Source organism: Lentibacter algarum (assembly GCF_018860975.1).
In the GTDB taxonomy this organism is placed as follows: Bacteria; Pseudomonadota; Alphaproteobacteria; order Rhodobacterales; family Rhodobacteraceae; genus Lentibacter; species Lentibacter algarum_A.
The window spans coordinates 387,385-409,956 of the sequence record NZ_JAHKQI010000002.1 but is presented as its reverse complement, the minus strand read 5'-3'; the positions used below and the strand labels follow the sequence as shown (position 1 = coordinate 409,956).

At 57.5% G+C, this 22,572-nt stretch carries 19 protein-coding genes and 1 tRNA gene; 5 read left to right on the top strand and 15 right to left on the bottom strand.

Translation table 11 applies throughout. From position 1 onward, the window contains the following. Window positions 1-56: 56 nt before the first annotated feature. On the top strand, window positions 57-515 hold the full coding sequence (locus KO498_RS02590; RefSeq protein ID WP_215958308.1) for an Lrp/AsnC family transcriptional regulator: 459 nt from the start codon (window positions 57-59) through the stop codon (window positions 513-515). 661 nt (window positions 516-1,176) lie between these two features. Here KO498_RS02590 and KO498_RS02585 read toward each other — a convergent pair. Then, a tRNA-Ala gene (locus KO498_RS02585) sits at window positions 1,177-1,252 on the bottom strand. Between the two features lie 107 nt (window positions 1,253-1,359). Next, window positions 1,360-1,689, bottom strand: a complete 330-nt coding sequence (locus KO498_RS02580) for a TIGR02300 family protein (protein ID WP_215958307.1) — start codon at window positions 1,687-1,689, stop codon at window positions 1,360-1,362. A gap of 138 nt (window positions 1,690-1,827) precedes the next feature. On the opposite strand from KO498_RS02580, the gene KO498_RS02575 reads away from it, so the two are divergent. Further along, window positions 1,828-2,520, top strand: coding sequence for a M48 family metallopeptidase (locus tag KO498_RS02575; protein WP_215958306.1), 693 nt, complete (start codon window positions 1,828-1,830; stop codon window positions 2,518-2,520). A 31-nt stretch (window positions 2,521-2,551) separates the two neighbouring features. Beyond that, window positions 2,552-3,205, top strand: coding sequence for a GntR family transcriptional regulator (locus KO498_RS02570; protein WP_215958305.1), 654 nt, complete (start codon window positions 2,552-2,554; stop codon window positions 3,203-3,205). On the opposite strand, the gene KO498_RS02565 is transcribed toward KO498_RS02570, so the two are convergent. After that, window positions 3,202-4,164 carry an acetyl-CoA carboxylase carboxyltransferase subunit alpha gene (locus tag KO498_RS02565; RefSeq protein WP_215958304.1) on the bottom strand — a complete coding sequence of 321 codons (963 nt, stop codon included), beginning with the start codon at window positions 4,162-4,164 and terminating at the stop codon, window positions 3,202-3,204. The two genes, KO498_RS02570 and KO498_RS02565, sit on opposite strands and share 4 nt — an antisense overlap. A gap of 147 nt (window positions 4,165-4,311) precedes the next feature. Between KO498_RS02565 and KO498_RS02560 the strand changes: the two genes are divergently transcribed. After that, on the top strand, window positions 4,312-5,142 hold the full coding sequence (locus KO498_RS02560; RefSeq protein WP_215958303.1) for an AraC family transcriptional regulator: 831 nt from the start codon (window positions 4,312-4,314) through the stop codon (window positions 5,140-5,142). Here the strand turns inward: KO498_RS02560 and KO498_RS02555 are convergent. The 8 genes from KO498_RS02555 to KO498_RS02520 form a co-directional block, all read right to left on the bottom strand. Next, entirely contained in the window at window positions 5,139-5,735 is a 597-nt protein-coding gene (locus KO498_RS02555) for a LysE family translocator (RefSeq protein ID WP_215958331.1), read from the bottom strand. The genes KO498_RS02560 and KO498_RS02555 overlap by 4 nt on opposite strands. Window positions 5,736-5,867: 132 nt before the next feature. After that, entirely contained in the window at window positions 5,868-6,698 is an 831-nt protein-coding gene (locus KO498_RS02550) for a metal ABC transporter permease (RefSeq protein ID WP_215958302.1), read from the bottom strand. After that, the gene (locus KO498_RS02545) at window positions 6,695-7,555 is read right to left on the bottom strand and encodes a metal ABC transporter permease (RefSeq protein ID WP_215958301.1); all 861 of its coding nucleotides are present in this window, start codon (window positions 7,553-7,555) and stop codon (window positions 6,695-6,697) included. The genes KO498_RS02550 and KO498_RS02545 overlap by 4 nt, the downstream gene beginning before the upstream one ends. After that, window positions 7,552-8,421 carry a manganese/iron ABC transporter ATP-binding protein gene (locus tag KO498_RS02540; protein ID WP_215958300.1) on the bottom strand — a complete coding sequence of 290 codons (870 nt, stop codon included), beginning with the start codon at window positions 8,419-8,421 and terminating at the stop codon, window positions 7,552-7,554. Before KO498_RS02540 ends, KO498_RS02545 begins: the two co-directional genes overlap by 4 nt. Beyond that, entirely contained in the window at window positions 8,418-9,305 is an 888-nt protein-coding gene (locus tag KO498_RS02535; RefSeq protein WP_215958299.1) for a metal ABC transporter substrate-binding protein, read from the bottom strand. The genes KO498_RS02540 and KO498_RS02535 overlap by 4 nt, the downstream gene beginning before the upstream one ends. A 68-nt stretch (window positions 9,306-9,373) precedes the next feature. Then, window positions 9,374-10,063, bottom strand: a complete 690-nt coding sequence (locus KO498_RS02530) for a TetR/AcrR family transcriptional regulator (RefSeq protein WP_215958298.1) — start codon at window positions 10,061-10,063, stop codon at window positions 9,374-9,376. A gap of 1 nt (window position 10,064) precedes the next feature. Next, window positions 10,065-11,597, bottom strand: coding sequence for a trimethylamine methyltransferase family protein (locus tag KO498_RS02525; protein ID WP_215958297.1), 1,533 nt, complete (start codon window positions 11,595-11,597; stop codon window positions 10,065-10,067). Further along, the gene (locus KO498_RS02520; RefSeq protein WP_215958296.1) at window positions 11,594-14,005 is read right to left on the bottom strand and encodes a GcvT family protein; all 2,412 of its coding nucleotides are present in this window, start codon (window positions 14,003-14,005) and stop codon (window positions 11,594-11,596) included. Before KO498_RS02520 ends, KO498_RS02525 begins: the two co-directional genes overlap by 4 nt. A 369-nt stretch (window positions 14,006-14,374) precedes the next feature. Here KO498_RS02520 and KO498_RS02515 point away from each other — a divergent pair, with 369 nt between their 5' ends. Further along, window positions 14,375-15,292, top strand: a complete 918-nt coding sequence (locus KO498_RS02515) for an XdhC family protein (RefSeq protein ID WP_215958295.1) — start codon at window positions 14,375-14,377, stop codon at window positions 15,290-15,292. Window positions 15,293-15,345: 53 nt separating this feature from the next. Here the strand turns inward: KO498_RS02515 and KO498_RS02510 are convergent, their stop codons facing one another. The 4 genes from KO498_RS02510 to KO498_RS02495 form a co-directional block, all read right to left on the bottom strand. Continuing rightward, window positions 15,346-17,112, bottom strand: a complete 1,767-nt coding sequence (locus tag KO498_RS02510) for a hypothetical protein (protein WP_215958294.1) — start codon at window positions 17,110-17,112, stop codon at window positions 15,346-15,348. A 104-nt stretch (window positions 17,113-17,216) separates the two neighbouring features. Further along, the gene (locus KO498_RS18320) at window positions 17,217-20,366 is read right to left on the bottom strand and encodes a hypothetical protein (protein ID WP_215958293.1); all 3,150 of its coding nucleotides are present in this window, start codon (window positions 20,364-20,366) and stop codon (window positions 17,217-17,219) included. 143 nt (window positions 20,367-20,509) lie between these two features. Further along, on the bottom strand, window positions 20,510-21,163 hold the full coding sequence (locus KO498_RS02500; protein ID WP_215958292.1) for an ABC transporter ATP-binding protein: 654 nt from the start codon (window positions 21,161-21,163) through the stop codon (window positions 20,510-20,512). A gap of 6 nt (window positions 21,164-21,169) precedes the next feature. Beyond that, a complete protein-coding gene (locus KO498_RS02495; protein WP_215958291.1) occupies window positions 21,170-22,423 on the bottom strand; it encodes a sugar transporter in 1,254 nt (417 codons plus the stop codon). Between the last annotated feature and the right edge of the window lie 149 nt (window positions 22,424-22,572).

Genomic DNA, 22,572 nt, shown 5'->3' with positions numbered 1-22,572 from the left:
CCAATTATGTCCTAACTTACATATAAATTGGCAAAATCTGCCAATCAGGGGGCGCAATGGACACCAAAGACAGACAAATTATACGCGCCCTCCAGCGTGATGGGCGGATGACCAACCAGGATCTTGCCGAGGCCGTGAACCTGTCGCCATCCCCGTGCTTGCGCAGGGTAAGAAACCTGGAGGCCAAGGGAGTCATTCAGGGATATAGCGCCGAAGTTGACCCGGCCGCCTACGGTCTGGCCATCACTGTTTTTGTGCGAATTAAACTGGAGCGGCACAATGAAGAGGATGTCCAAAAATTTGAGAAACGGGTCCGGCTAATTGATGAAGTGCTCGAATGTCACGTGATGACCGGGGCGATGGACTATCAGTTAAGGGTGCTGGTCCCTGACCTGGAAGCCTATGAGAACTTTATCCGCAACCGGATACACCCCATCGGCGGCATCGCCTCCATCGACACGAGCTTTGTCTACGGAACCGTCAAGAGGACCGCCGTCTTCCCTTTGTCACGTTAGTTCAGGCTTGTCTGACGTCAGCCCCTGCTGGGCAGATCTGAGCATTAATGAGGGCACAGCGACTATCCGAAACGTCCCCACACTGACGTTTGAGCCGACAAAATTCTGCGCTCTGTATGAATGGCCGCAATGGCGGACCGCATTGCAGCATTTTGAATTGGTGGGCAAGGTCGGCTTTGGGCCGTAAGCGGCATTCCAGATGCACCAGCGTATTACGGTGAGATGGTTGAAAAATAAAAATCGGGGGCTGCAAAATGGTATATCCTGCGAGCGCAGGAGACGACTATAGGATGCGCGCGTGCGAATTTTACCCCACCCCCTCCTGATATCGCCCGCCATAATTCTGAGGCTACTAGATCGGCCAGCACTTGAACGGTGCGAATGGTGGTGTCGATTACATTGACCGGCACCACTTCACTTGTCCTGACCTTGTGCGATCTAGGTGCTTGTGTTCATGACACTCTTGGAAAGGGTATCAAAGATGGTGTCTTGGGCGGGCGACGCATTGCCTAGTACGTATACCTAAAATGGGTTGAGAGAAACAAATCGAATCACACCCGATTTAAGGTATGTCCTAAAGTACGTGGTGGGAGAAATGGTGGGACAGCCACACAGTGCATCCGTATTTGTCAATAAATACAGTGGCTTACATGCGGAGGTTTGGTGGAGCATAGCGGGATCGAACCGCTGACCTCCTGCATGCCATGCAGGCGCTCTCCCAGCTGAGCTAATGCCCCAAACCTTAAGTCAGCAAGCTGGACGTCAGCTGACTGCGCGGGTGATATGCAAAGGGGCGGGAAGGTTCAAGACCAAATCCGCCCCGTTGCCAAATTACTCTACGATTTCAGTCGTCGTCGCTTTCGGCAGCCACATCGGCCAGCTCATCGAGCGAGACTGTGTCATCGTCTTCTTCTTCGTCGTCGAGCACGGCGTCGTCGTCGAGATCAACGTCGACATCATCTTCAAGCTCATCTGCTTCAAGCTCAGCTTCGGCCTCTTTGGCTTTCTTGCTGGCTGCATCTTCAGAGTCAGCTGCGATCATGCTCTTTTTGTTCTTATCGAACTCGATAACTTCACCCGTGTATGGGCTAATGATCGGATCATTGTTCAGGTCGTAAAAACGCTTGCCAGTGGTTGGGCACAGACGTTTGATACCCCATTCTTCCTTAGGCATGGAAACCTCTTTTCATCTCAGGACTTGTCGGCGGTCTGCGCCAACTGCCATAACGGTGCACGGGTGTCAAAGGCTTTTGGCAAATAACGACACTTCCGCAACAAGCCGGCGGCAAGCAAGCCTCGCGAGGAGCAGTTGATGAACAAGCTGATTTTGGAGGGTGATCCACCTGTTGAGGTGCTGCTCAGGCGCTCATCACGGGCAAAGAAGCTGTCTTTGCGGGTGTCACAGCTTGACGGACGGGTGACCTTAACTGTGCCGCGCTATGCCTCGGAGCGTGAGGCCCTAGGGTTTGCGCGCGAAAAAGCTGCCTGGTTGCGCGGGCATGTGAGCCGGTTTGAGGCCGACATTGTGCCAACTTATGGTGTCGAGTTGCCCTATGAAGGGCAGATGATTCGCCTTGAGGCAGGAACAGGGCGCAAAGTGCTGCTTGTGAACGATGTGCTGCATGTCCCCGGCGCGCCCGAGCGGCTCGGTGCACGGGTTGCGGCTTTTTTGAAAGAGAACGCGCGGGTGCGCTTGACTGGTGCCTCCGATCACTATGCGGCATTACTTGGCCGCGATTTCAGCCGCATTAGCCTGCGTGACACGCGTTCACGCTGGGGGTCATGCAGTTCGGAACGCGCGCTCATGTATTCGTGGCGCTTGATCATGGCTCCACCCGAGGTGCTTGACTATGTCGCCGCGCATGAGGTTGCACACCTGCAAGAGATGAACCACTCACGGGCCTTTTGGGCTTTGGTTGAGCAGCTGTATGGCGCGCACGCCGCGCCGCGCCGCTGGCTGCGTGAACATGGCACTGGTTTGCACAAGTTCCGTTTTGGCAATTGACGCGGCAGGCGTTTGTGATCACACATAAACCATGCAAGCAAATCTAACAAAAGCCGAGCCCACTGCGGCTTCAGCCCATGATAAAGTTTATCGTGGTTTACGCAGCCGCATCATGCATGGTGAGTTGCCTCCCGGCCAAGCGCTGACTTTGCGGGGTGTCGGCCGCGAGTTCGAAGTTTCGATGACACCGGCCCGCGAAGCACTGCAACGTCTCGTCGCCGAAGGGGCGCTGACAATGTCGAACTCCGGTCGTGCCTCTACCCCTGAGCTGAGCAATGAACGTATTGAAGAGCTTGCCGCCCTGCGCGCTTTGATCGAAGTCGAGCTCGCCAGCCGTGCCCTACCCCGTGCGCATATCGCCCTGATCGACAGGCTCACCGCCATCAACGGCACCATCGCCGAGGCCATAGCCCACAAAGACGCCGTCGCCTACATCCGCCTCAACCTTGAGTTTCACCGCACGCTCTATTTGCGGGCGCAAGCTCCGGCGATGCTGGCAATGTGCGAGACCGTATGGCTGCAGCTCGGCCCAACCATGCGGGCGCTTTACGGACGGTTACACCGCACCGAACTGCCGCAGTTTCACCGTGCCATTGTTGCAGCACTGCGCGCCGGTGACGAGCCAAGCCTGCGCCTCGCCGTACGCTCGGATGTGACACAGGGCCTCAGAATGCTGGCGAGTTAGGCCGCCAGCCCCTTTGAGCCGAGATCAAGATACTTCTTGCGGCGTTCCGAGATAATCTCTTTGGCGTCTTTCTCTTCCAGTTCGGCCAGCATCTCTCCGATCGCGGCCTTCACGGCGTCAAGTGTCGCTGGTTTGTCGCGATGCGCGCCACCAAGCGGCTCTTTGATCACGCGGTCTGTCACGCCAAGCTGGCTAAGATCCTGCGCTGTGAGCCGTAGCGCTTCTGCGGCTTCGCGCATTCTTTCGGCGTCTTTCCAGAGGATGCTTGCACAGCCTTCCGGTGTGATCACTGAATAGATCGAATGCTCGAGCATGGCGATGCGATCTCCCGTAGCAAAGGCCACGGCCCCGCCAGATCCGCCTTCGCCGATGATCACCGACACAAGCGGCACACCGACCTGCAAGCAGGCCTCGGTTGAGCGCGCAATCGCCTCTGACTGGCCACGTTCTTCCGCACCTTTACCAGGATATGCGCCAGCGGTATCAACAAGCGAAATGATCGGCAGGCCGAATTTGTCGGCCATCTGCATCAAGCGCACGGCCTTGCGGTAGCCTTCCGGCCGCGCCATGCCAAAGTTATGTTTGATGCGGCTCTTGGTGTCGTGGCCTTTTTCGTGGCCGATCACAACAACTGGCTGATCGTTGAACCGCGCAAGACCGCCAGTAACAGCGTAATCATCGGCAAAGTTCCGGTCACCCGCGAGCGGTGTGAATTCGGTGAACAACTCGGCGATATAGTCTTGGCAATGCGGGCGGTCAGGGTGACGGGCAACCTGACATTTACGCCAAGGCGTGAGCTCCTTGTAAAGCTCGACGAGCATCTCGGCGGCCTTCTTGTCAAGCGCTGCGGCTTCGGCCTCAACATCCATCTCTTCGTTTTGGCGCGCCATAGCACGCAGCTCTTCGGCTTTGCCTTCGATCTCGGCAAGTGGCTTTTCAAAATCGAGGTAGTTGGTCATGCTTCACTCCAAACAGCGCGAAAAGGCTTTAGCGATATATGGCGTGACAGTTAGGTTTTTGCAACTCCGCAAGATTTGTCACAAACCTTTGTGCCAAACCAGAGAGGCACCAAGGCAGGGCAACACAAAACGACAGGAAAGCAAACGGTGGAAAACGACTACGAAAAGCGCATGCTACGGGTGCTTGATTACATCCTCGCAAACCCCGACGGCGACTTGTCCCTCGACAACCTCGCCGATGTAGCAGCCCTTAGCCGCTTTCACTGGCACCGTGTGTTTCACGCGATGACAGGCGAAACATGCGCCGAGGCCGTGCGCCGCATACGCCTGCGCAAAGCCTCATTCGATCTTGTGCAAACGGATCAAAGCATCAAGACAATCGCTGCCAGCGTCGGCTACCCCAACATGCAAAGCTTTGCGCGCGCCTTTCGGGGAGCCTTCAGTCAAACACCGCACGCCTATCGCCAAGCCGGACATGTCGCCCTGCCGAAACTCAAGTTCAAACGAAAGGAAAATGAAATGTTTGACGTGACCCTCGCAGAAATGCCCGAACGCAAGATCATCGGATTGCCGCACAAAGGCGCCTACAACCGAATCTCCGAAGCCTACGAGAAAGTCTTTGCGCTGGTTGGTAGCCGCGGCATGTTCCCGCAGACCGGCAAGATGGTCGCCCTCTATGAAAGCGATCCAACCTCTACCCCGGAAGCCGAGCTATCAAGCTTTGCCGGAATTGAGTATAGCGGCGACGCACAAGAAGGCTTTGAAGTCCGCACGCTCACGGCTGGCCCCGCCGCAAAACTGCGCCTCATAGGGCCATACACAGGCCTACAAGCGGCATATGATCACCTCTACGGCGTCTGGCTCCCACAATCGGGCCGCGTGCCTGCGGAAGTGCCGTCGTTTGAAGTCTATGAAAACTCACCTCACGACACCGCCCCGCAAGACTTGATCACCGACATCTACCTACCGCTGGCCTAAGAAGGCAAAAGCACCGGATAGAGCGAGAGCACCAGAAGCGCTGCCATTGTCCAGTTGAAGGCCCGCAAACTCGCGGTGCTCTTCAGCAGGCGGCGCAGCTCTTGGCCGAGCACAGTCCAGATGCTGACCGAAGGGAAATTTACGAGGCCAAACACCAGCGCGACGAGAAAGATCGCCCATGCCGAGCGGTCGGGCGCGTAAATCGCTATCGCCGTCAGCGCCATCGTCCAGGCCTTGGGGTTCACCCACTGAAACGCCGCCGCTTGAAAAAACGTCATCGGCGTTCCTTCAATCTCGCTCTTCTCCGGAGGCGCAGCGTTGGCGATTTTCCATGCCAGCCAAAGCATATACATCACACTCACAACCTTCAAAATTGTGTGCGACACAGGCCACATGTCAAACACCTGAATAAGACCTATGCCAACCAGAAAGATCATAAATGCAAAGCCAAGCCCGATACCGAACATATGCGGAACCGTGCGGCGAAAGCCGAAGTTGGTGCCAGACACCATCAGCATCATATTGTTCGGCCCCGGAGTTGCGGACGACACAAAGGCAAAGGCAACAAGGCCATAGAGAAGTTCACTAGACATCCGGCGACTATCAGACATTTTCCACCCGATGACTAGAACACATCTGCTCATTTTCTTGGAGCAAATATCCTAGGGGGTTTGGGGGACTAGTCCCCTATTTTCTACAAAACCTGCGCGCCGAAAGGCGCGCCGCTAGGTCACGGCAGATTTGTTGATCGTGACCCGCCGGACAAATGCAACGATGAACATGATCGTCAGGATCAGAATGATCGTCGGCGCAGGTGCGCTATCGATGAAGAAACTCAGGTAAACACCCAACATTGATGCGCCAAAGCAAACCAGAACCGACACCCAGAGCATGCTTTTGAACTCCCGCACAAGCAGGAAAGCAACCGCCCCCGGAGCAATGAGCAAGCCGATGGCAAGGATCAAACCGACAGCCGACAGCGTGGCGACGATGGTTGCAGAAAGCGCCGTCAGCAGCCCGTAATGCAGCCAGTTCACCCGCAGTCCAGACGCTCGCGCTTGTGCTGGATCAAAGCTATGCAAAAGCAGGTCTTTCCACTTGATCAACAGCCCACCGCTGACCAGCAAGCCGATGAAGCCTGCCGTCAGAAGCTCTTCACCCGAAACGCCGAGCATATTTCCGAACAGGACGTGATCGAGGTGCACATTGGTTTCGATCGACACGTAGAGCACGATTCCAAGGCCAAACATCCCCGAAAAAACCACGCCCATAACCGTGTCTTGTTTGATCCGCGAATTTTCGGACAGATAGCCTGTCGCCAGCGAACAGATCATACCTGCCGCAAAAGCCCCGATGATCAGTGGCAGGCCGGCAATATACGCCAGCACAATGCCTGGAAGCACTGCATGGCTTACTGCATCACCCATAAGCGCCCAGCCCTTGAGCACAAGAAAGCACGAGAGCAGCGCAGTGGGCACTGCGACCAATGCACAGATGATGAAGGCCGTCTGCATGAAGGGAAACTGAAAGGGCATGAGCAGTGTTTCGAGGTTCATTTCATGCCCTCCGTTATTGCGAGTTTTGCACGGCGGCGGGCGGAGAGAAGCCCATGTTTGGGAGCAAACACAAACGCCAGCAGGAACAGCGATGTTTGCAAGACAACGATCACTCCACCTGTCGCGCCATCAAGAAAATAGCTGAAGTACGCGCCAAAAAAGCTCGTCAGCGTGCCGATAGCGACCGAGGTGATGATCAGGATCGGGAAGCGGTCGCAAAGCAGATAGGCGGTTGCGCCCGGCGTAACGACCAAAGCGATCACAAGAAAGGCGCCAACAGTTTGCATCGCCGCGACAACCGACGCAGAGAGCAGCACAAAAAACACCGCCTTCAGCGCCGTCGGGTTCAGCCCGATAGAGCGGGCGTGGCTCTCGTCAAAGAACACAACCATCAAGTCTTTCCACTTTGCCAGAAGCACCGCCAGCGTTACGCCGCCGATGAGCGCAAGCTGCAGCGTGTCTTCCGGTGTAATAGCCAGAATATTGCCCATAGTGATGGTTTGAAGGCTCACAGAAATGGGGCTGAGCGAGACCATGAACAGCCCGAGCCCGAAGAAGGATGTGAAGATCAGCCCGATGATCACATCAACTTTCAGTCCCGAGCGCTCTGTCAAAAACAGCATCGCCAAAGCTGCCAGCCCGCCCGACAAAAACGCGCCCAAGGCAAAGGGCAGGCCGAGCATGTAAGCCCCCGCCACCCCGGGCACGACAGAGTGTGAAAGTGCATCGCCGATCAGCGACCAGCCTTTGAGCATCAGGTAAGCCGAAAGGAACGCACAGACGCCACCAACAAGCGCCGAGACCCACATCGCGTTGGTCATGTATTGATAGGCAAATGGCTCAAGCAGCGTGTTCACTTGTCCGGCTCCTGCTGCTCGGTTTTTTTGTCTTGCCGCTGGGTTTGTTCGCCGTATTGCACAAAGGGGCGCTCGTCGTCTGTGAAGATTGTCACAGCGCGTTCGTCGCCGTCATCATGGAGCGCATCGCCGCCAAGCGTGAAGTGCCTGAGCACCCCGCCGAAGGCCTGTTCAAGGTTCTCTCTGATGAAGACTTCATCGGTCGGCCCGAAGGCCAGCACAGTGCCCTTCACCAGCACTGTTCTATCGCAGTATTCAGGCACCGAGCCGAGATTATGGGTAGCCACAAGCATCACCCGCCCCTCGGCGCGTAGCTCAGCCAAGAGGGCGATAATCTGGTTCTCGGTGTTCACATCAACGCCGGTAAACGGCTCGTCCAGCAAGATAACCTGCCCCTCTTGCGCCAAAGCCCGCGCCAAGAAAACACGCTTGCGCTGCCCGCCCGAAAGCTCGCCAATCTGACGCTTGCGGAACTCGCTCATGCTGACGCGCTCAAGCGCGTGATCAACGGCGTCGTGGTCAGCCTTTGAAGCACGGCGCATAAAGCCCATGTGCCCGTAGCGGCCCATCATTACAACGTCTTCGACCAGCACCGGAAAGGCCCAGTCAACCTCCTCGGCCTGCGGAACGTAGGCCACAAGGTTTGATTTCAGCGCTTCCTTGATCGGCATACCAAGAAGGGTAATCGCGCCCGAAGCCACAGGCACAAAGCCCATGATCGCCTTGAACAGTGTCGATTTTCCCGCGCCGTTAACGCCCACAAGCGCCGTCACCGTGCCACGCGGAATGTCAAAGCTTGCATCGCGCAGGGCCGTGTGCCCGTTGCGGTAAGTAACCGTGACGTTCTCGGCATGAATGCCCATCATTGGCTTGCTCCGATCAGTCCGTTCACCACGGTTTCTGAGGTCACGCGCAGCAAGTCGAGGTAGGTCGGCACCGGCCCGTCTTCCGTGCTGAGGCTGTCAACATAGAGCATCCCTCCATAAGCCGCGCCAGTTTCGCGGGCGACTTGTTTGGCGGGTGCGTTGCTGACGGTGCTCTCGCAGAACACAGTGCTGATCTCGTGGTCGCGCACACCGTCGATAACTTTGCGCACTTGTTTGGGTGTCCCTGTCTGGTCAGCATTCATCGGCCAGAGGTAAAGCTCCTTAAGCCCGAGATCACGCGCAAGATACGAGAAGGCACCCTCGCATGTTACCAACCAGCGCTTGCCCTCAGGCAGGTCGTTGAGATTGTCTTTCAACGGCGCCAACACCTCACGCAGTTGGTTGGCGTAGGCGTTGGCATTTTTTTGGTAGGTCGATGCGTTTTCAGGATCGGCATTTGAGAGCGCTTTCTCGATATTGGCAACATAGATCAGCGCGTTCTCAAGCCCCATCCACGCGTGCGGGTTGGCTTTGCCTTCGTAACTCCCCTCACCAATCGCAATCGGTGCAATACCCTCGGTCAGTGTCGCAGAAGGCACGTCGCCAAGGTTGCTCAGAAACTGCTCGAACCAGAGTTCAAGATTCAGACCGTTCCAGAGGATCAAATCGGCATCATGGGCGCGCACGATATCGCGCGGCGTCGGTTCATAGCCATGAATCTCGGCGCCCGGTTTGGTGATCGACACGACATCGGCGGCATCGCCTGCGACGTTCTGCGCCATGTCCGCAAGCACGGTGAATGTTGTCACGACTTTCAGCTTGTCAGCTGCCTGCCCTGCCGAGGCAAGGCAAAGCGCGAGGGTGATTAAGGTTGACCGAAACATCGCGACTCCTTTGGAAGTTGTTGCACAACTGTTATTGCAAATCATTCGCAACTACAAGCAAATAGAGATCACGCCCTTTTTTGCCCAACACGCCGCGCAAAGGCGCTGAACTCAGCCACTTCTTCGGCTGTCGGGTGTTGGCCTGAAAAGCAGTATAGATAGCCTGCGATACGTGTCAGCCGCTCTTCCAAGGCCTCTGACAGATCAAGCGCATAATAGCCGATTTGTTGGTAATACAGCACGCGTGCGCGGATATCGGCCTCATCGGGGGCGTATCCATGACGCTCAAACATCTGGGCAATGGCGTCTTTGCGGGCGCTGTCGGAGCGGTCAATGATGCGACGCACAGAGCCGTCACGGCGGGCCCATTCACGCACAGCAAAGTCGAGCTGGTGGTTGAAGCCCTGGGGATCAACCACGCAACGAAAGAAGTTGTTGAGCGCAGCATTGATCGTATCCGCAGGCAGTTTGGTCTGTGCGACCATGATGCCGGTGTTGCTGTGCTCCCAGTCGGCTAGCAGCTGATCAAGCAAGTCCTTCCGGCTTTTGAAATACCAGTAGAACGACGAACGTGACACACTGAGACGCTCGGCGATACCCAGAACTTTTACCTCGCCGACGCCTTCGCTAACGAGAATGTCGCGCGCCACATTGAGCCAGTCGTCACGCGTGACTTTAACGTGCCCAACAAGCGGCGGCTTGTCGGGGTCATCACGGTGCAAGATCGTGGGGTGTGAAACGGCTGGGCCTTTGGCCATGTTAGCTCTCCGGAAGGGCACCACCTTCAGCACTGCGCCTAGCAATGTAGGCTTCCAGCTCCTCGCGCCGGTCACCGCTTGTTTCGGGGCGTGTATCAGCTGCGATGATATCTTTCCAGACGCGGGTTGCCCTTGTGCTGGCGTCTAGGCTGCCGCGCTCTTCCCATGTTCCGAAGTTGGCATAATCGTGCACAATCGGCTCGTAAAACTCGGTGTTGTAGCGCTGCATGGTTTGCCCCGCCGCAAAGAAGTGTCCGCTTGGTTGCACCTCTTGCAACGCATCAAAGCCGATTGCGGCAGCGCCCTCTTCAGCCCCTGCACATAGTTCGGCGATCATGTTGAGCACTTCGATATCGGTGATCAGCTTTTCGTAGGAAACCGTCAGGCCGCCCTCCAACCACCCCGCCGAGTGAATAACAACCGTTGCGCCAGCCATGATGCAGCCCCATAGGCCAAGCTGGTTTTCGTTGGCGGCCTGCACGTCGTTTAGGTTTGAGGCCGAGCCCGCAGCCGAGCGCCAAGGCAGGCCCACAAGCTGTGCCATTTGGCCCGCCGCTAACGAAGCCTGAAAATGCGAGGGCGTGCCAAAGGCCGGTGCGCCTGATTTCATGTCGACATTCGAGGTGAACGTTCCGTAGCACACAGGCGCGCCCGGGCGGGTGAGTTGAGTCAGGGTGATCGCGGCGAGCGCCTCGGCGTGGCTCAGTGTTATTGCGCCCGCGACGGTGATCGGCGCCATTGCCCCCATCAAGGTAAACGGCGTCACGATCGCAACCTGCCCATGCTTGGCAAAGTCGATCAAGCCCTGCGCCATTGGCATATCGAGCGTGCGCGGGCTATTGGTGTTGACGATTGTGTAGCAATGCGGGTTGGCCTTGAAGGCGTCGTCACTGGCACCCCTGAATGCGGCCAGCATCTCGAAGCTTTCAAGCACCTGAGGGGTGCCGCGCGAAAAGACGAAAGGCAGTTTGTCACTCAACGTGAGCTGCGTTTGCAGGGTGAAATAGTGCCTGATATTGGTCGCAACGTCTTGCGGCTCTACCAGTGGTGGCATCATTTGCAGCACATCGTAGTTCTGGGTGATTTGCACAAGTTCCTTGAAGTCACGCGCCGTGCCGGGGCGGCGGCCGCGCTCAAGATCTGTCGTGTGAGGGGCGCCGGCGCCGGGCTGAAAGACCAGATTGCCCAGCTTTAGTGTCAGATCCCGCTCACGTGCACCGGCACGGCAGGTGATGCTCTTTGGCGCAGTCTTGAGCGCGGCTTCGACCATCTCGCGGCCGATGAACACCATCTCGTTGCTTTCATCTACCCGCGCTCCGCCTTGCTTGAAAAGCCTGCGCGCCTCGGGCAGCAGCACCTTCATCCCCAGCTCTTCCAGCGTGCGCAAAGATGTCTCGTGCATCGCAGCGATCTGATCATCAGAGAAGACTTTCATCTGCGGGAACGGATTGCTCAGGTTGCGATAGTTGGTGCTTCGCTTTGAGGCTGGTTCTGCCCCTGCCCGCCTGCGCCCTGTGCGTTTCGCGCCGCTCATGAGGTTGACCTCATCGCTTTTCCCTTCGGATCATATGGCGAGCTTTCAATAACCTTGGCGGCACGAGCGACTCCGACGATATGCACAGTGAGTTTAGTGCCGACTTGGGCCATATCAGTGTCTATCATAGCCATAGAAAGCGACTTTTTCACTGTGTGACCATACCCGCCAGAGGTTACATATCCGACGCGCTTGTCGCCGCTCCAGACGGGCTCGTAACCACTGGCATCGGCGTCAACGGCCTCAACTTCCAGCGTTACAACGCGCTGTGTGGGGCCGTTGCCTGCCTTCTCTTTGAGGGCCGCTTCACGACCTGTGAAGGCGGGTTTTTCCCAGTCGATCCAACGGTCCATTCCGGTTTGGGCAGCGGTGTAGCCTTGCGTGAACTCGGCCGACCAGATGCCGAAGCTCTTTTCGAGACGCAAGCTGCCGAGCGCGCCAAAGCCGACTTCTTTGATGCCCTCATCAACGCCAGCTGCCAGCAAGAGTTTGCGCAGGGTTGCGTGGTCCCCCATGCGGCAGTTGATCTCGTATCCGAGCTCACCCGTGACCGAGAGGCGCGCAACGCGACAGCGCAAGAGTCCGATATCAAACAAACCGCAGCCCATGAACGGGAGGTCTCCGACTGCGCCCTCTGTGAGCTTCTCGATCACGGCTTTGGAACGCGGGCCGGACAGCGAGAAACCTACCATTTCTTCGCCCAAGTCGCGAACAATGACTCCCTCGCGCATGTGGCTGTCAAACCAGCGCATGTGCCATTCACGCAGGTAGTAACTGCCCATGATCCAATAGGTGCCGTCGCCCCAGTTGAACACTGTCAGGTCGCCCTTGAGGCGGCCAGTTTCAGCGAGCATCGGCGCAAGTTTGGCGCGGCCAGCGGCGGGGAGTTTACCTGCCATGACGTGATCGAGCCAAGCCTCGGCATTGGGGCCGGACACTTCGAACCGCGAGAAGCCGGAGATGTCGAGAAGGCCAACGTTTTCGCGCACGGCTGCACATTCCGCGGCGACGATGGGAAACGCGTTCGAGCGCTTAAGTGTTGGAGTTTCTTCAAAATTGTCCGGCGCGAAGTAAAGCGGTGTTTCCATATCCCATGTCACTCCCCAGCGGCATCCGGCGGCTGACATATCAGCATAGGCAGGGGCTGTTTTGAGCGGCCTTCCTGCGGGGAGTTGCTCGTTGGGATAGGTCATCACAAAGCGGCGGGTGTAGAACTGACCGGTGGTTTGGCGGATGTATTCACGGTTTTCGGCGTAGGCACCAAAGCGGGCGACGTCCATGCCGTAGACATCTTCTTCGGGCTCGCCGTTGATCATCCATTCGGCAAGTGACTTGCCAACACCACCACCTTGCAAGAAGCCAGCCATCACTGCGCAGGCGCACCAGTAGCCGGGTTTGCCGCGCACGGGGCCGACCAGCGGGTTGCCGTCAGGCGCGAAAGTAAATGCGCCGTTGACCCATGTTTTGACACCGACATTTTGCAACGCCGGATAGCGCTCGAACCCGAGGATAAGCTCCTTTTCGATACGGTCGGTTTGCTCTTGAAAAAGCTCCATGCCGTAGTCCCACGGGGCGCCGTCGAGGGCCCAATGTTCGTGGTCAACTTCGTAGATACCAAGGAGCATGCCGTTTTGGTCTTGGCGGGTGTAGGTGAAGCCCTCAAGATCCACTGTCATCGGAATTTCAAAGTCGAGTTTTTCGATCTCGGGAATGGTGTCAGAGACGAGGTAGTGGTGCTTGAGCGGCGCGACTGGCAGCTCGATTCCGGCCATGCGACCAACCTGTTTTGCCCAGAGGCCGGCGGCGTTGACAACATGCTCGCAAGTGATTGTTCCTTTCTCGGTTACAACCTGCCAACCCTCTGAAACTTCATGTAATTCCAGAACACGGTTGTGCTCGATCACCGTCGCGCCGCGCTTCTTTGCGGCGCCCGCATAGGCGTGCACGGTGCCTGTGGTGTCGAGGTATCCTTCGCGGTCAGCCCACATACCGCCGAGGATGCCTTCGGTTGACATGAGCGGGTTCAGCTCGCCCGCTTCCTGGGGTGTCACGAGGCGGCAATCATCAATGCCGATTGACTGAAATGTGCGGTAGGCAGACTGCAACCATTCCCAACGGTCAGGGGTGCCTGCGAGGGTGAGGCCGCCTGTCATATGCAGACCGATGTTCTGGCCGCTTTCTTTCTCGATTTCGGGAAGCAAATCAATAGTGTAGGCTTGCAGCGCCGCGATGTTCGGGTCAGCGTTGAGAGCGTGAATACCGCCGGCAGCGTGCCAGCTTGAGCCCGCCGTAAGCACCGAGCGTTCAACCAGGCAGACATCTTTCCAGCCCATTTTTGCAAGGTGATAAAGCACCGACGCGCCGACAACGCCGCCTCCGATAACGACAACTCTGTAATGCTGTTTCATGGTGGTCACTCCTCTATCCGATTGCGAGTCCGGTTCCGGACAGAAATCAGGTCAAATTCCGAATCTGATTGACCCTATGATGCAATATTCATTGTGTCTATACACTTGTGTCTAATGCAGCACCAACGGCGGGTGCGTTCGCTTGGTTAACAGGTCAGATTCACGCAGAAACGGCCTGTGACTCGGGTGCATACTGCAGTGCATATACCAGTGCATAATGCGTGCTGACAGATTTGGACGAGGCCAAAGCAGTGCAAAAGGTTAGCGCGCGCGCCGCTGCAGGCTTGATCAAACCTAATTGCTTTCCTACAACCTGTGACGCAAGTGTTGTGGCGTTTTGATATCTCTGGCCATACACAGGAGACAGTGATGAGCGTTCCAGCCCTTGATGCCAGTTCCGTTGTCGAGCCGATCCGGCGCCTCGCTCAGGAGGGCGGTGTTCTGGCGGTGATCACACGGATCGACGGGCCGTCTTACCGCCGGCTTGGTGCAATGATGGCCGTTCTTGCTGACGGTGTGCGTGTCGGCACCTTGAGTTCGGGCTGCGTTGAAGCCGACATCGCACTGCATGCCGAGGCGACGCTGGCGGAGGGCAAGCCAAAGGCCATTACCTATGGCAAGGGCTCGCCATTTGCCGACATCACCCTGCCTTGCGGCGGCGGCTTGGAGGTGTTGCTTTTGCCCTCACCTGACAGCGCCGTGCTCGAGCAGGTGATCGCCGTTCATGAGGCGCGACAGACCTGCACTTTGAGCATCGAGCCAGCCAGCGGTGACATGAGCGTTCAGCAAGGCGGTGAAAGCGGCTTTGACGGCGCTTTGTTTTCTATCGTGATCAAACCCGAGCTGGCCTTCTATGTTTTTGGCAAGGGGCCAGAAGCTGTCACCTTTGCCGGGCTTGTGCACAGTGCGGGATATCCGAGCCTGCTGTTGTCGCCTGACGACGAAACCTTGAACCTTGCCGCAGCGGCGGGTTGTGCTGTGCGACATTTGAACAGCCCCATGCTACCCGACGACATGCAGCCTGACGCGCATTCGGCAGTTGTTTTGTTCTTTCATGATCACGAATGGGAACCACCGATTGTTGCGCAGGCACTCAAGAGCGAGGCCTTTTATATCGGTGCGCAGGGCAGCATGCGCGCCAGCGCTTTGCGGCGGCAGGAGCTTACGTTGCTCGGTGTTAGCGCGGCCGACATTGCACGTGTCAAAGGCCCGATCGGGCTGATCCCCTCGGTGAGAGATGCGCGCAAGCTGGCAGTGAGCGTATTGGCTGAAGTGTTAAGCTTGTAAAATGCAAAAAGGCCGCGCGGTAAACGCGGCCTTTGGTTGATTTTCGATTTGTCTTATAAGCCCATCAGGATGTAGTCGTGCAAATCGTTCGCCGAAGCCACGCCGTTCACTGTCAGCGTGTCGCCACCGCCGAAGTCAAACACGACATTGCCGCCGACAACGCTTGCATAGGTGTCAAGCAGCCCTTGCGCAGTTGTCTGTGAGCCCCAGAGGTCTCCGTCGATGACGAGCCAGTCTAAGGATGTAAAGTCGGCGATCATGTCATTGTCGCTGAAGATATTGAAGACAAAGGTGTCAGCGCCTGATCCGCCGGTCATGGTGTCATCGCCTGTGCCGCTGACAAAGGTGTCGTTACCCGAGCCGCCCAGCATGGAATCCATGCCCGTGTTGCCGAGAAGGTAGTCGTTGCCCGCGTCTCCGAGCAGTGTATCGTTGCCTTTACCGCCTTTGACGCGGTCGTTGCCGATGCCGCCGTTGACGTAGTCAGCCGAGCTGCCGCCTTCAACCGTGTCGTCGCCGGCCTCCCCATAGACTGTGTCGTTCAGGTTCCCGCCGCGGATTGAGTCATTGCCGTCACCGCCATAGAGCGTGTCACGTCCGGCTTCACCGATCATCTCGTCGTTGCCAAGGCCGCCTTCAACAAAGTCTCTGCCTTTGTTGCCGTTGAGCAGATCATTGCCGGCGCCGCCTTCGAGGAAGTCATTGTTGCCGCGGCCTTTAACGGTGTCGTTGCCGGCGCCGCCATCCATTGTGTCGTTGCCGTTGCCGCCGTCGAGTTTGTCTTTGCCGGCGCCGCCTTCAAGCAGGTCATCGCCACCGCCTGAAAACAGCGAGTTGTTATAGTCGTTGCCCATCAGGTGATCGTCGCCGCTACCTGACTGTGCATCTTCGATCACGACACCGTTCGCAACGGTATAGCCGCCCGCGACACCATCGGCTGACGAAAGCCAACCGAGGCCACCGACTTCGTGGTCAATGCTGGCTTCACGCAGGTCGATGGTGACGTCTTTTGAGCCGATGTAGCGGATTTTATCACGCCCGCCAGCGTCCCAGATCGAAGACCAATAGGTGCCGCTCACGTTCGATCCGGGCAGCATGTAAATATCGTTGCCGGTGTTGTGGTTCATGTTGGCGCCATACATTTGCTGAAGCGCGGCGATGTCAAGCGCCATTGGCCCCGCTTCGAAGCCCCATTCGCCACCCGGGCCGCCGACATCACCCTTCACACCGCCGGGGCCGTCGTTGCCGGAGTTGTATGTCATGGTCGTGTAGACGCCCTGATTGAAGTTGTAGTTGCCGTAGTCGCCAAAGCTTGAACTCACGCCGGGCATGATGGTTGAGCCAGCGCTCGTATCGTGCGGGTGACCGAGGCCGAGGCCGTGCAGCAACTCGTGTGTAATTGTCACAAAGCCGTAGCCGCCAAGTTCAAGGTCGCCGCCTGGGCTTATGTCCCAGAGCAGGCCGTTGAACACACCTGTCAACTGACCGGTATAGTTGCTGGATGGCGGGGGGAAGAAATGGCCAAGCGCACCATCATAGCCCAGCTCATTGATGTCGAGAACGAGCACGAGTTCAGCGCTTGCAGAAGAGTAAACGACATTGAAGTTAACGTTGGCGACCGCTTCGATGAGGTCGAACGCTTCGTGAAACTGGTTAATTTCATACGTCAGCCAGCCCTCTGAAACGACTCCGTCGTAGCCCGCAACCCCGTTTGGCGCGAAATAGACGTCAAAATTTGATATTCCCCAAGAGTAGTCGCCTTGCACGGTGTCGATCAGGCTTTGGGTTTTGCTCAGGGGTGCGGTTGATTGCTCGGTCATAATTTTGCTCTCTTTCCCATAATCTTAACGTGGTGATCCCGACTTCGAAAGAACCGGAATTTCTGCCAAAATACGGCCACACTCATCCAAATGTTAACAATTGTTTACCCCATAATGATATCATTCGCAAAGCCGGATAATGACGAAATGTCTTCAAGTGTGATCGTGACCCCGTCGGCAAGTGACAGGACAATGTCGCCGTCAGAAACTGTGCCATAGAGCGACAACAGTTCTTGTGCCGTATCAGCTTCGCCCCAAAGGCTTGAATGAATGAGCAGCTTGTCCCCGTTCTTGGTGTAGTCCTTGATGACATCGCGGCCACTACCAGAGGCGAAGACGAAGGTGTCGCCGCCGCCACCGCCGTAGAGCTCGTCGTTGCCGCTGCCGCCGGTCAGTGTGTCGGCGCGGCGGCCCCCGTGCAATGTGTCGTTGCCGCTGCCACCAAACAGCACATCGTTGCCTCCGGCCCCTTCAATGTTGTCGCGACCTGCGCCACCGCTGATCTCGTCTTTACCCCCACCACCGCGCAGGTAATCATTGCCGCCACCACCGTCCATGATGTCATGTCCGGCTTTGCCATAGAGCGTGTCATGATGGCTGCCGCCATACATCGTGTCATCGCCGCCGCCGCCGATGAGACTGTCTTCACCACCGCTGCCAGAAAGGCTATCATCGCCGCTATTGCCTTTGAGGGTGTCGTCGCCCGCGCCGCCGTAGAGGCTGTCTTTGCCGTTGTCGCCTGACAGGCTGTCGTTGCCGTTATCGCCATACAGGACATCATGTTTGGTGTCGCCTTTGAGGGTGTCATTGCCATCACCGCCGATCAGCACGTCGTCGCTGGCTCCGCCAATGAGGCTGTCGTCGCCGTCGTCGCCCAGAAGTGTGTCGCTGCCGGTGCCGCCGTTGAGGTAGTCGTTGCCGTTCTCGCCTATGAGCATGTCATTCTGGTCGTTGCCAAAGAGGCTATCATCCCCCTCGCCGCCCGTTAGCGTGTCATGGCCTGTGTCGCCATAGAGCACATCGTTATCGTTCTCGCCTTGCAGAGAGTCGTCGCCATCGCCGCCACGGAGTGTGTCGGAGCCGCTGCCGCCACCGAGCGTATCATTGCCGTCGTCGCCGTTGAGTGCGTCATTGCCATCCTCGCCTTGCAGGGCGTCATTGCCCTCTCCGCCGTGCAGGGTATCGTTGCCGCTGCCGCCGAGCAGGGTGTCGCTGCCCGAACTGCCCAGCAGGTTGTCATGCCCGGTTCCGCCGTCGAGCATGTCGTTGCCAGTGCCGCCGTCGAGCGTGTCTGATCCGGCCTCTCCCAGCATGGTGTCGTGTTCACCCATGCCTGAGAGGCGGTCATTTCCTGCGCCGCCATAAACCATGTCACTCTGCGCGGTGCCCATGAACACCTCGCTGGCGGTGCCGCCTTGAAAAACCGTCACCAAACCGTTCAGCAGCTCTTCATGGGTGACGGTCTGGTCGAGAAAGACAAATTCTTCGATATCAGAGAAGATGTCCTGACCATCGCTTGACGTGAGTGTTACGGTGCCATCGGGGCTGGTGGTGTAAGTCACATTTGTCAGCGTGTCATTGATGATGGCGGTGTCGGTGCCTGCGCCACCGGAAACGGTGTCGTCGCCGCGCCCGCTTGTCAGGGTGTCGTTGCCTGCACCGCCGACAAGCGTGTCGGTGCCCCAACTGCCTGTCAGCGCATCTGCGCCGCTCGTTCCGGCGATGTCGAGTTGCGGCATGATCAGGCTGCGGTTCACATCCAGCACAATTGCAGCGGTGATATTTGCCAGCGTCAGCGTGACGCCTGTCTGCGCGATCAACGTGAGAGACTCACCCCGGTAGGTGATCAGAGCGCCGGAACTTGTCAGGGTGATAACGAGCGCAGAGACGTCGTAGAGCATTGGCCAATGGGCGAGGTCGAGTTTGTCGTGCTGCGGGTTGAAGCCGTTGATCTGGTCGTGGGTATCGTCGGCCGACAACACGTAAATGTCGGCACCGTTGCCGCCTGTGAGCGTGTCCTGACCTGCGCCGTCGGTGAGCACGTCATGGCCGTTACCACCGGAGAGCGCGTCATTGCCTGCGCCGCCTGCGAGGATATCACGCCCGCCGCCGCCTGTGAGTGTCTGCCCTGTTGCCGATGCAAGCTGCGAGCTGCCCAGCGCGCCGAGCGGGGCCTCAAGGATGGTAACGCCAGCATCGGCCTGCGTGCTGACATAGACCAGCAAGCTGCCGTTGTCGTGATGCAAGGCGATATCGGTGATGCCAAGCAGCGGTGTTTGCGCCGTGCCCGCCAGCGAAGAGAGGTGCACAAGCTGCCCTAAGGGTGTGAGTTGAAACAGGCTGACGCCACCGTCCCCGCCGCCCGCCGCAACGAAGACTTGTCCGTCGACTTCGATATGCGCGAGCGCTTGCACCGCGCCGAAGCGGGTGTCTTGTGTGTCGAGCAGGTGATCAACCGGCGTGAGCTGCCCCGTTGCCGAGAGCGAGAGAACACTCAGCGCAGCACTGCTGCCCGTGCTCGGCGCGGAGGCAACAAGAACGAAGGCTTGCGAGCCGATGTAGGCGGTTTCGATATCGACCGGCACCATCAGCCCGAGGCCATCGTCGGGGCTGATTTCGGAGCGGTGCGTGGCGCTATCGCCGGAGAGCTGAAACGCGCTGATGCCGTGTTCGTCGCCACTGCCAGTGATTAAAAAATGCCCGCCTCCGACTGTCGCGGTGGCCAGTGCTGACAGACCTGCAACATGCGAAGCACCGCTGTCGTTGACCGTTGCGCCGCCACTGATGTTGCCGGTTGCGGCCCAATTGTGAAGGCTGAAGCTGTCGCTGCCCAAGCACCCTGTGACCAGCGTGTTGCCAACCTGTGCAAACCAGCTGACATCTTCTTGCCCGCTTTCCTGGCCGAGGCCTCCCAGCGCTGAAGCCGCGGCGAAACCGCCGTTGGCTGACAGGCTGAGCACACTGGCGTTGGGCTGCACGGTTTGGCCGGAGAGCAGCAATGTTTCTTGCGCTGTCTGGACAAGGGTTATTGGCCGCCCGACGCCTGTTGCGACATCAAAGTTGAGCAGCACGCTGTCGGCAAGGACGGGTTGCGTGCCTTGTGACAGCGATGCCGAGAACATGCCGCCTTCTTGCCCAGAAGCGCCGAGCAGGTAGGTTGTCGACCCGATGGTCACGAGATCAAGCGCACTCAGGCCCATGTCGAGCTGCGCGTTGCCTGTCTGAAAATGCCCTGCAAACGACAGTTGTGTCATTGCCCGTTACTCCTGCGAAACAGGAGGAGAAATGTCTGCGCAATACGGCGAAGACCGAGTTCAGACTGAGGCAGACCAGCGGTTTAAGCCACCAAGTTTAGATGCGTTTTAGGAAAGTTGACGGCATTGCCGCGCGCCTGTGACTAGCCGTTCAGCTTACGGTGACGGGCTATGGCTTCGTCAAGGTCTTCAAACACTTCGAGTTTGCCGTTGGCCAGCACGATACCACTGTCACAAAACTCACGGAGGGTTTTCATCTGGTGGGAGACCATGATTGCGCTGGCGTTTTTGACACGCTCCAGAAAAATCGCGCGGCTTTTGTGAATGAAGGATGCGTCACCGACGGCAGTTGTTTCGTCGATCAGGTAAGTGTCAAACTTGATACCCATCGACAGGCCAAACCCGAGGCGGGCTTTCATCCCCGAACTGTAGGTGCGCACGGGGCTGTGGTAATGGACACCGAGTTCGGCGAAGTCTTCGACGAAGGTTTCAAGCATGCTGGTGTCGACACCGTAGACGCGCGCCACAAAACGCACGTTTTGCGCGCCTGTCATTTCGCGGTGCAGAGAGCCGCCGAACCCGACGGGCCACGACAATGTGCCTTCTTTGATGACCCTGCCCGATGTTGCCGGGATCGCACCGGAGATGATATTGAGAAGCGTTGACTTACCTGCCCCGTTACGCCCGAGCAAAGCCAGCGAGCGGCCGGTCGGCAGTGTCAGGTTGAGATTGTCGATCACAACCTTGCGCCGGTGTCCGACGCGGTAGCTTTTTGTCAGGTTCTCAAAGCGGATCATCGGCGATTACTGACTGTCACGAACAGAGTAGAAGATGAGCGTCAGGATCGCCCAGCCAAGGCAGAGGAACATGAAGATCAGCCCGAACAGCAACCAGCGTTTCGGGTAGAGCGACGACTCGGGGAATGTCGGCTGAAGGTATGCTGCCAGATAGCTGCTTTGGCGCAGGGCCTCGGCGCGGGCGACATCAAGCGCAACCAGCGCGGCACGATAGCCCTGTTCTCCATACTCCCGGTTCACAACCAGCCCTTCATATTCGGCCAGTAGCGTCGGATAGTCGACGCCGGTCTCAGACACACCACCGGAGACAACATTGGTGCGCTCGGCTTCAATGCGTTTGCGGATCACTGTGATCAGATTTTGGGCCTGCACATAGCGCGGGTCGGTTTTTGAGGTGTTGACGGCCAGCAAGTCAAGTTCGACCAGCGCCTCGGCCAATTGTTGTTGCAAGGTGTTGACCACTCCGAGGCGGCCTTGCAAATCGGCGTCCAGATCAACGATCTTGTTGCGGGTTCGAAACTGGATCAGCTCGCCGCGGGCGGTTTTGAGGCGTTCAACCGCGAGTTCAAGATCGGCCTGCGCATATTTGATCCGGTCAGCGCGCGCTGTGGCGTTGAGCTCGTTGATCAGGTTTTGACAATGCTTGAGGATATCGGCTGCGATACGCTGGGCGGTCTCGGGGTCGAAGGCCAGCACCTCGACTTCCATCAGCTGGCTGGACTGGTCATAGGAAATCTTGGCGATCTGCTCCCAGAAAGACACTTTGTCTTCCAGCGTCGCGTCGGGGGCGAGCGAGAACAGCGGGTTTTTGTCGTGATTCACCGAGTAGAGTGCCGTCAGATCAAAGGTGTTGTCGATCAGCTCAACCATGTTCTGATTTTGCAAGAACTCGTAGAGGATATCTGTGTCGGACTGTGACGAGCCACCCGAAAGCGCTGCGAAGGTTCCGACGATGTCAGCTGCCGAGCCGGCGCCTTCCTGACGGACAGTAAAGCCCACAGAGGAGGCATACATGTCGTCTGCCCGCGCCCATAGATACCATGCAGACACCAGCAAAGGCAAAGCCACGAGCAACACAAAACTGAGGATCAAGCCCCAGTGCCGTCGCTTCATTTCAGCTCGTTTGGCGATCGGGGCGACTTCAACGACCGAAGGGGCTGCTTTCGGCCCTCTGCCGCCGTTTTTGTTGGCATTGTTGTTGCGTCGTTTGCCCGCGGGGTTTCCTTCGGGGGCGCTTTCGGGCGGGTTTGTCTCATCCATGGTTTTACTTTCCGAAAGTCAGCGTAACAGGTTTGATCTTTTGACGCTAAATCTACATAGTTGCACGCAAAAAACCAGATTGTTGGATCAATAGTGCAAGAGCTAACCCAAAGTGAAGCTGTAATGCCACCCGTAAGCCCACCCAAAAG

Coding starts and splice junctions, on each gene's coding strand:
- KO498_RS02590 (WP_215958308.1), top strand. CDS start 57: ATGGACACCAAAGACAGACAAATTATACGCGCCCTCCAGCGTGATGGG.
- KO498_RS02580 (WP_215958307.1), bottom strand. CDS start 1,689: ATGCCTAAGGAAGAATGGGGTATCAAACGTCTGTGCCCAACCACTGGC.
- KO498_RS02575 (WP_215958306.1), top strand. CDS start 1,828: ATGAACAAGCTGATTTTGGAGGGTGATCCACCTGTTGAGGTGCTGCTC.
- KO498_RS02570 (WP_215958305.1), top strand. CDS start 2,552: ATGCAAGCAAATCTAACAAAAGCCGAGCCCACTGCGGCTTCAGCCCAT.
- KO498_RS02565 (WP_215958304.1), bottom strand. CDS start 4,164: ATGACCAACTACCTCGATTTTGAAAAGCCACTTGCCGAGATCGAAGGC.
- KO498_RS02555 (WP_215958331.1), bottom strand. CDS start 5,735: ATGTCTAGTGAACTTCTCTATGGCCTTGTTGCCTTTGCCTTTGTGTCG.
- KO498_RS02550 (WP_215958302.1), bottom strand. CDS start 6,698: ATGAACCTCGAAACACTGCTCATGCCCTTTCAGTTTCCCTTCATGCAG.
- KO498_RS02540 (WP_215958300.1), bottom strand. CDS start 8,421: ATGATGGGCATTCATGCCGAGAACGTCACGGTTACTTACCGCAACGGG.
- KO498_RS02535 (WP_215958299.1), bottom strand. CDS start 9,305: ATGTTTCGGTCAACCTTAATCACCCTCGCGCTTTGCCTTGCCTCGGCA.
- KO498_RS02530 (WP_215958298.1), bottom strand. CDS start 10,063: ATGGCCAAAGGCCCAGCCGTTTCACACCCCACGATCTTGCACCGTGAT.
- KO498_RS02525 (WP_215958297.1), bottom strand. CDS start 11,597: ATGAGCGGCGCGAAACGCACAGGGCGCAGGCGGGCAGGGGCAGAACCA.
- KO498_RS02520 (WP_215958296.1), bottom strand. CDS start 14,005: ATGAAACAGCATTACAGAGTTGTCGTTATCGGAGGCGGCGTTGTCGGC.
- KO498_RS02515 (WP_215958295.1), top strand. CDS start 14,375: ATGAGCGTTCCAGCCCTTGATGCCAGTTCCGTTGTCGAGCCGATCCGG.
- KO498_RS02510 (WP_215958294.1), bottom strand. CDS start 17,112: ATGACCGAGCAATCAACCGCACCCCTGAGCAAAACCCAAAGCCTGATC.
- KO498_RS18320 (WP_215958293.1), bottom strand. CDS start 20,366: ATGACACAACTGTCGTTTGCAGGGCATTTTCAGACAGGCAACGCGCAG.
- KO498_RS02500 (WP_215958292.1), bottom strand. CDS start 21,163: ATGATCCGCTTTGAGAACCTGACAAAAAGCTACCGCGTCGGACACCGG.
- KO498_RS02495 (WP_215958291.1), bottom strand. CDS start 22,423: ATGGATGAGACAAACCCGCCCGAAAGCGCCCCCGAAGGAAACCCCGCG.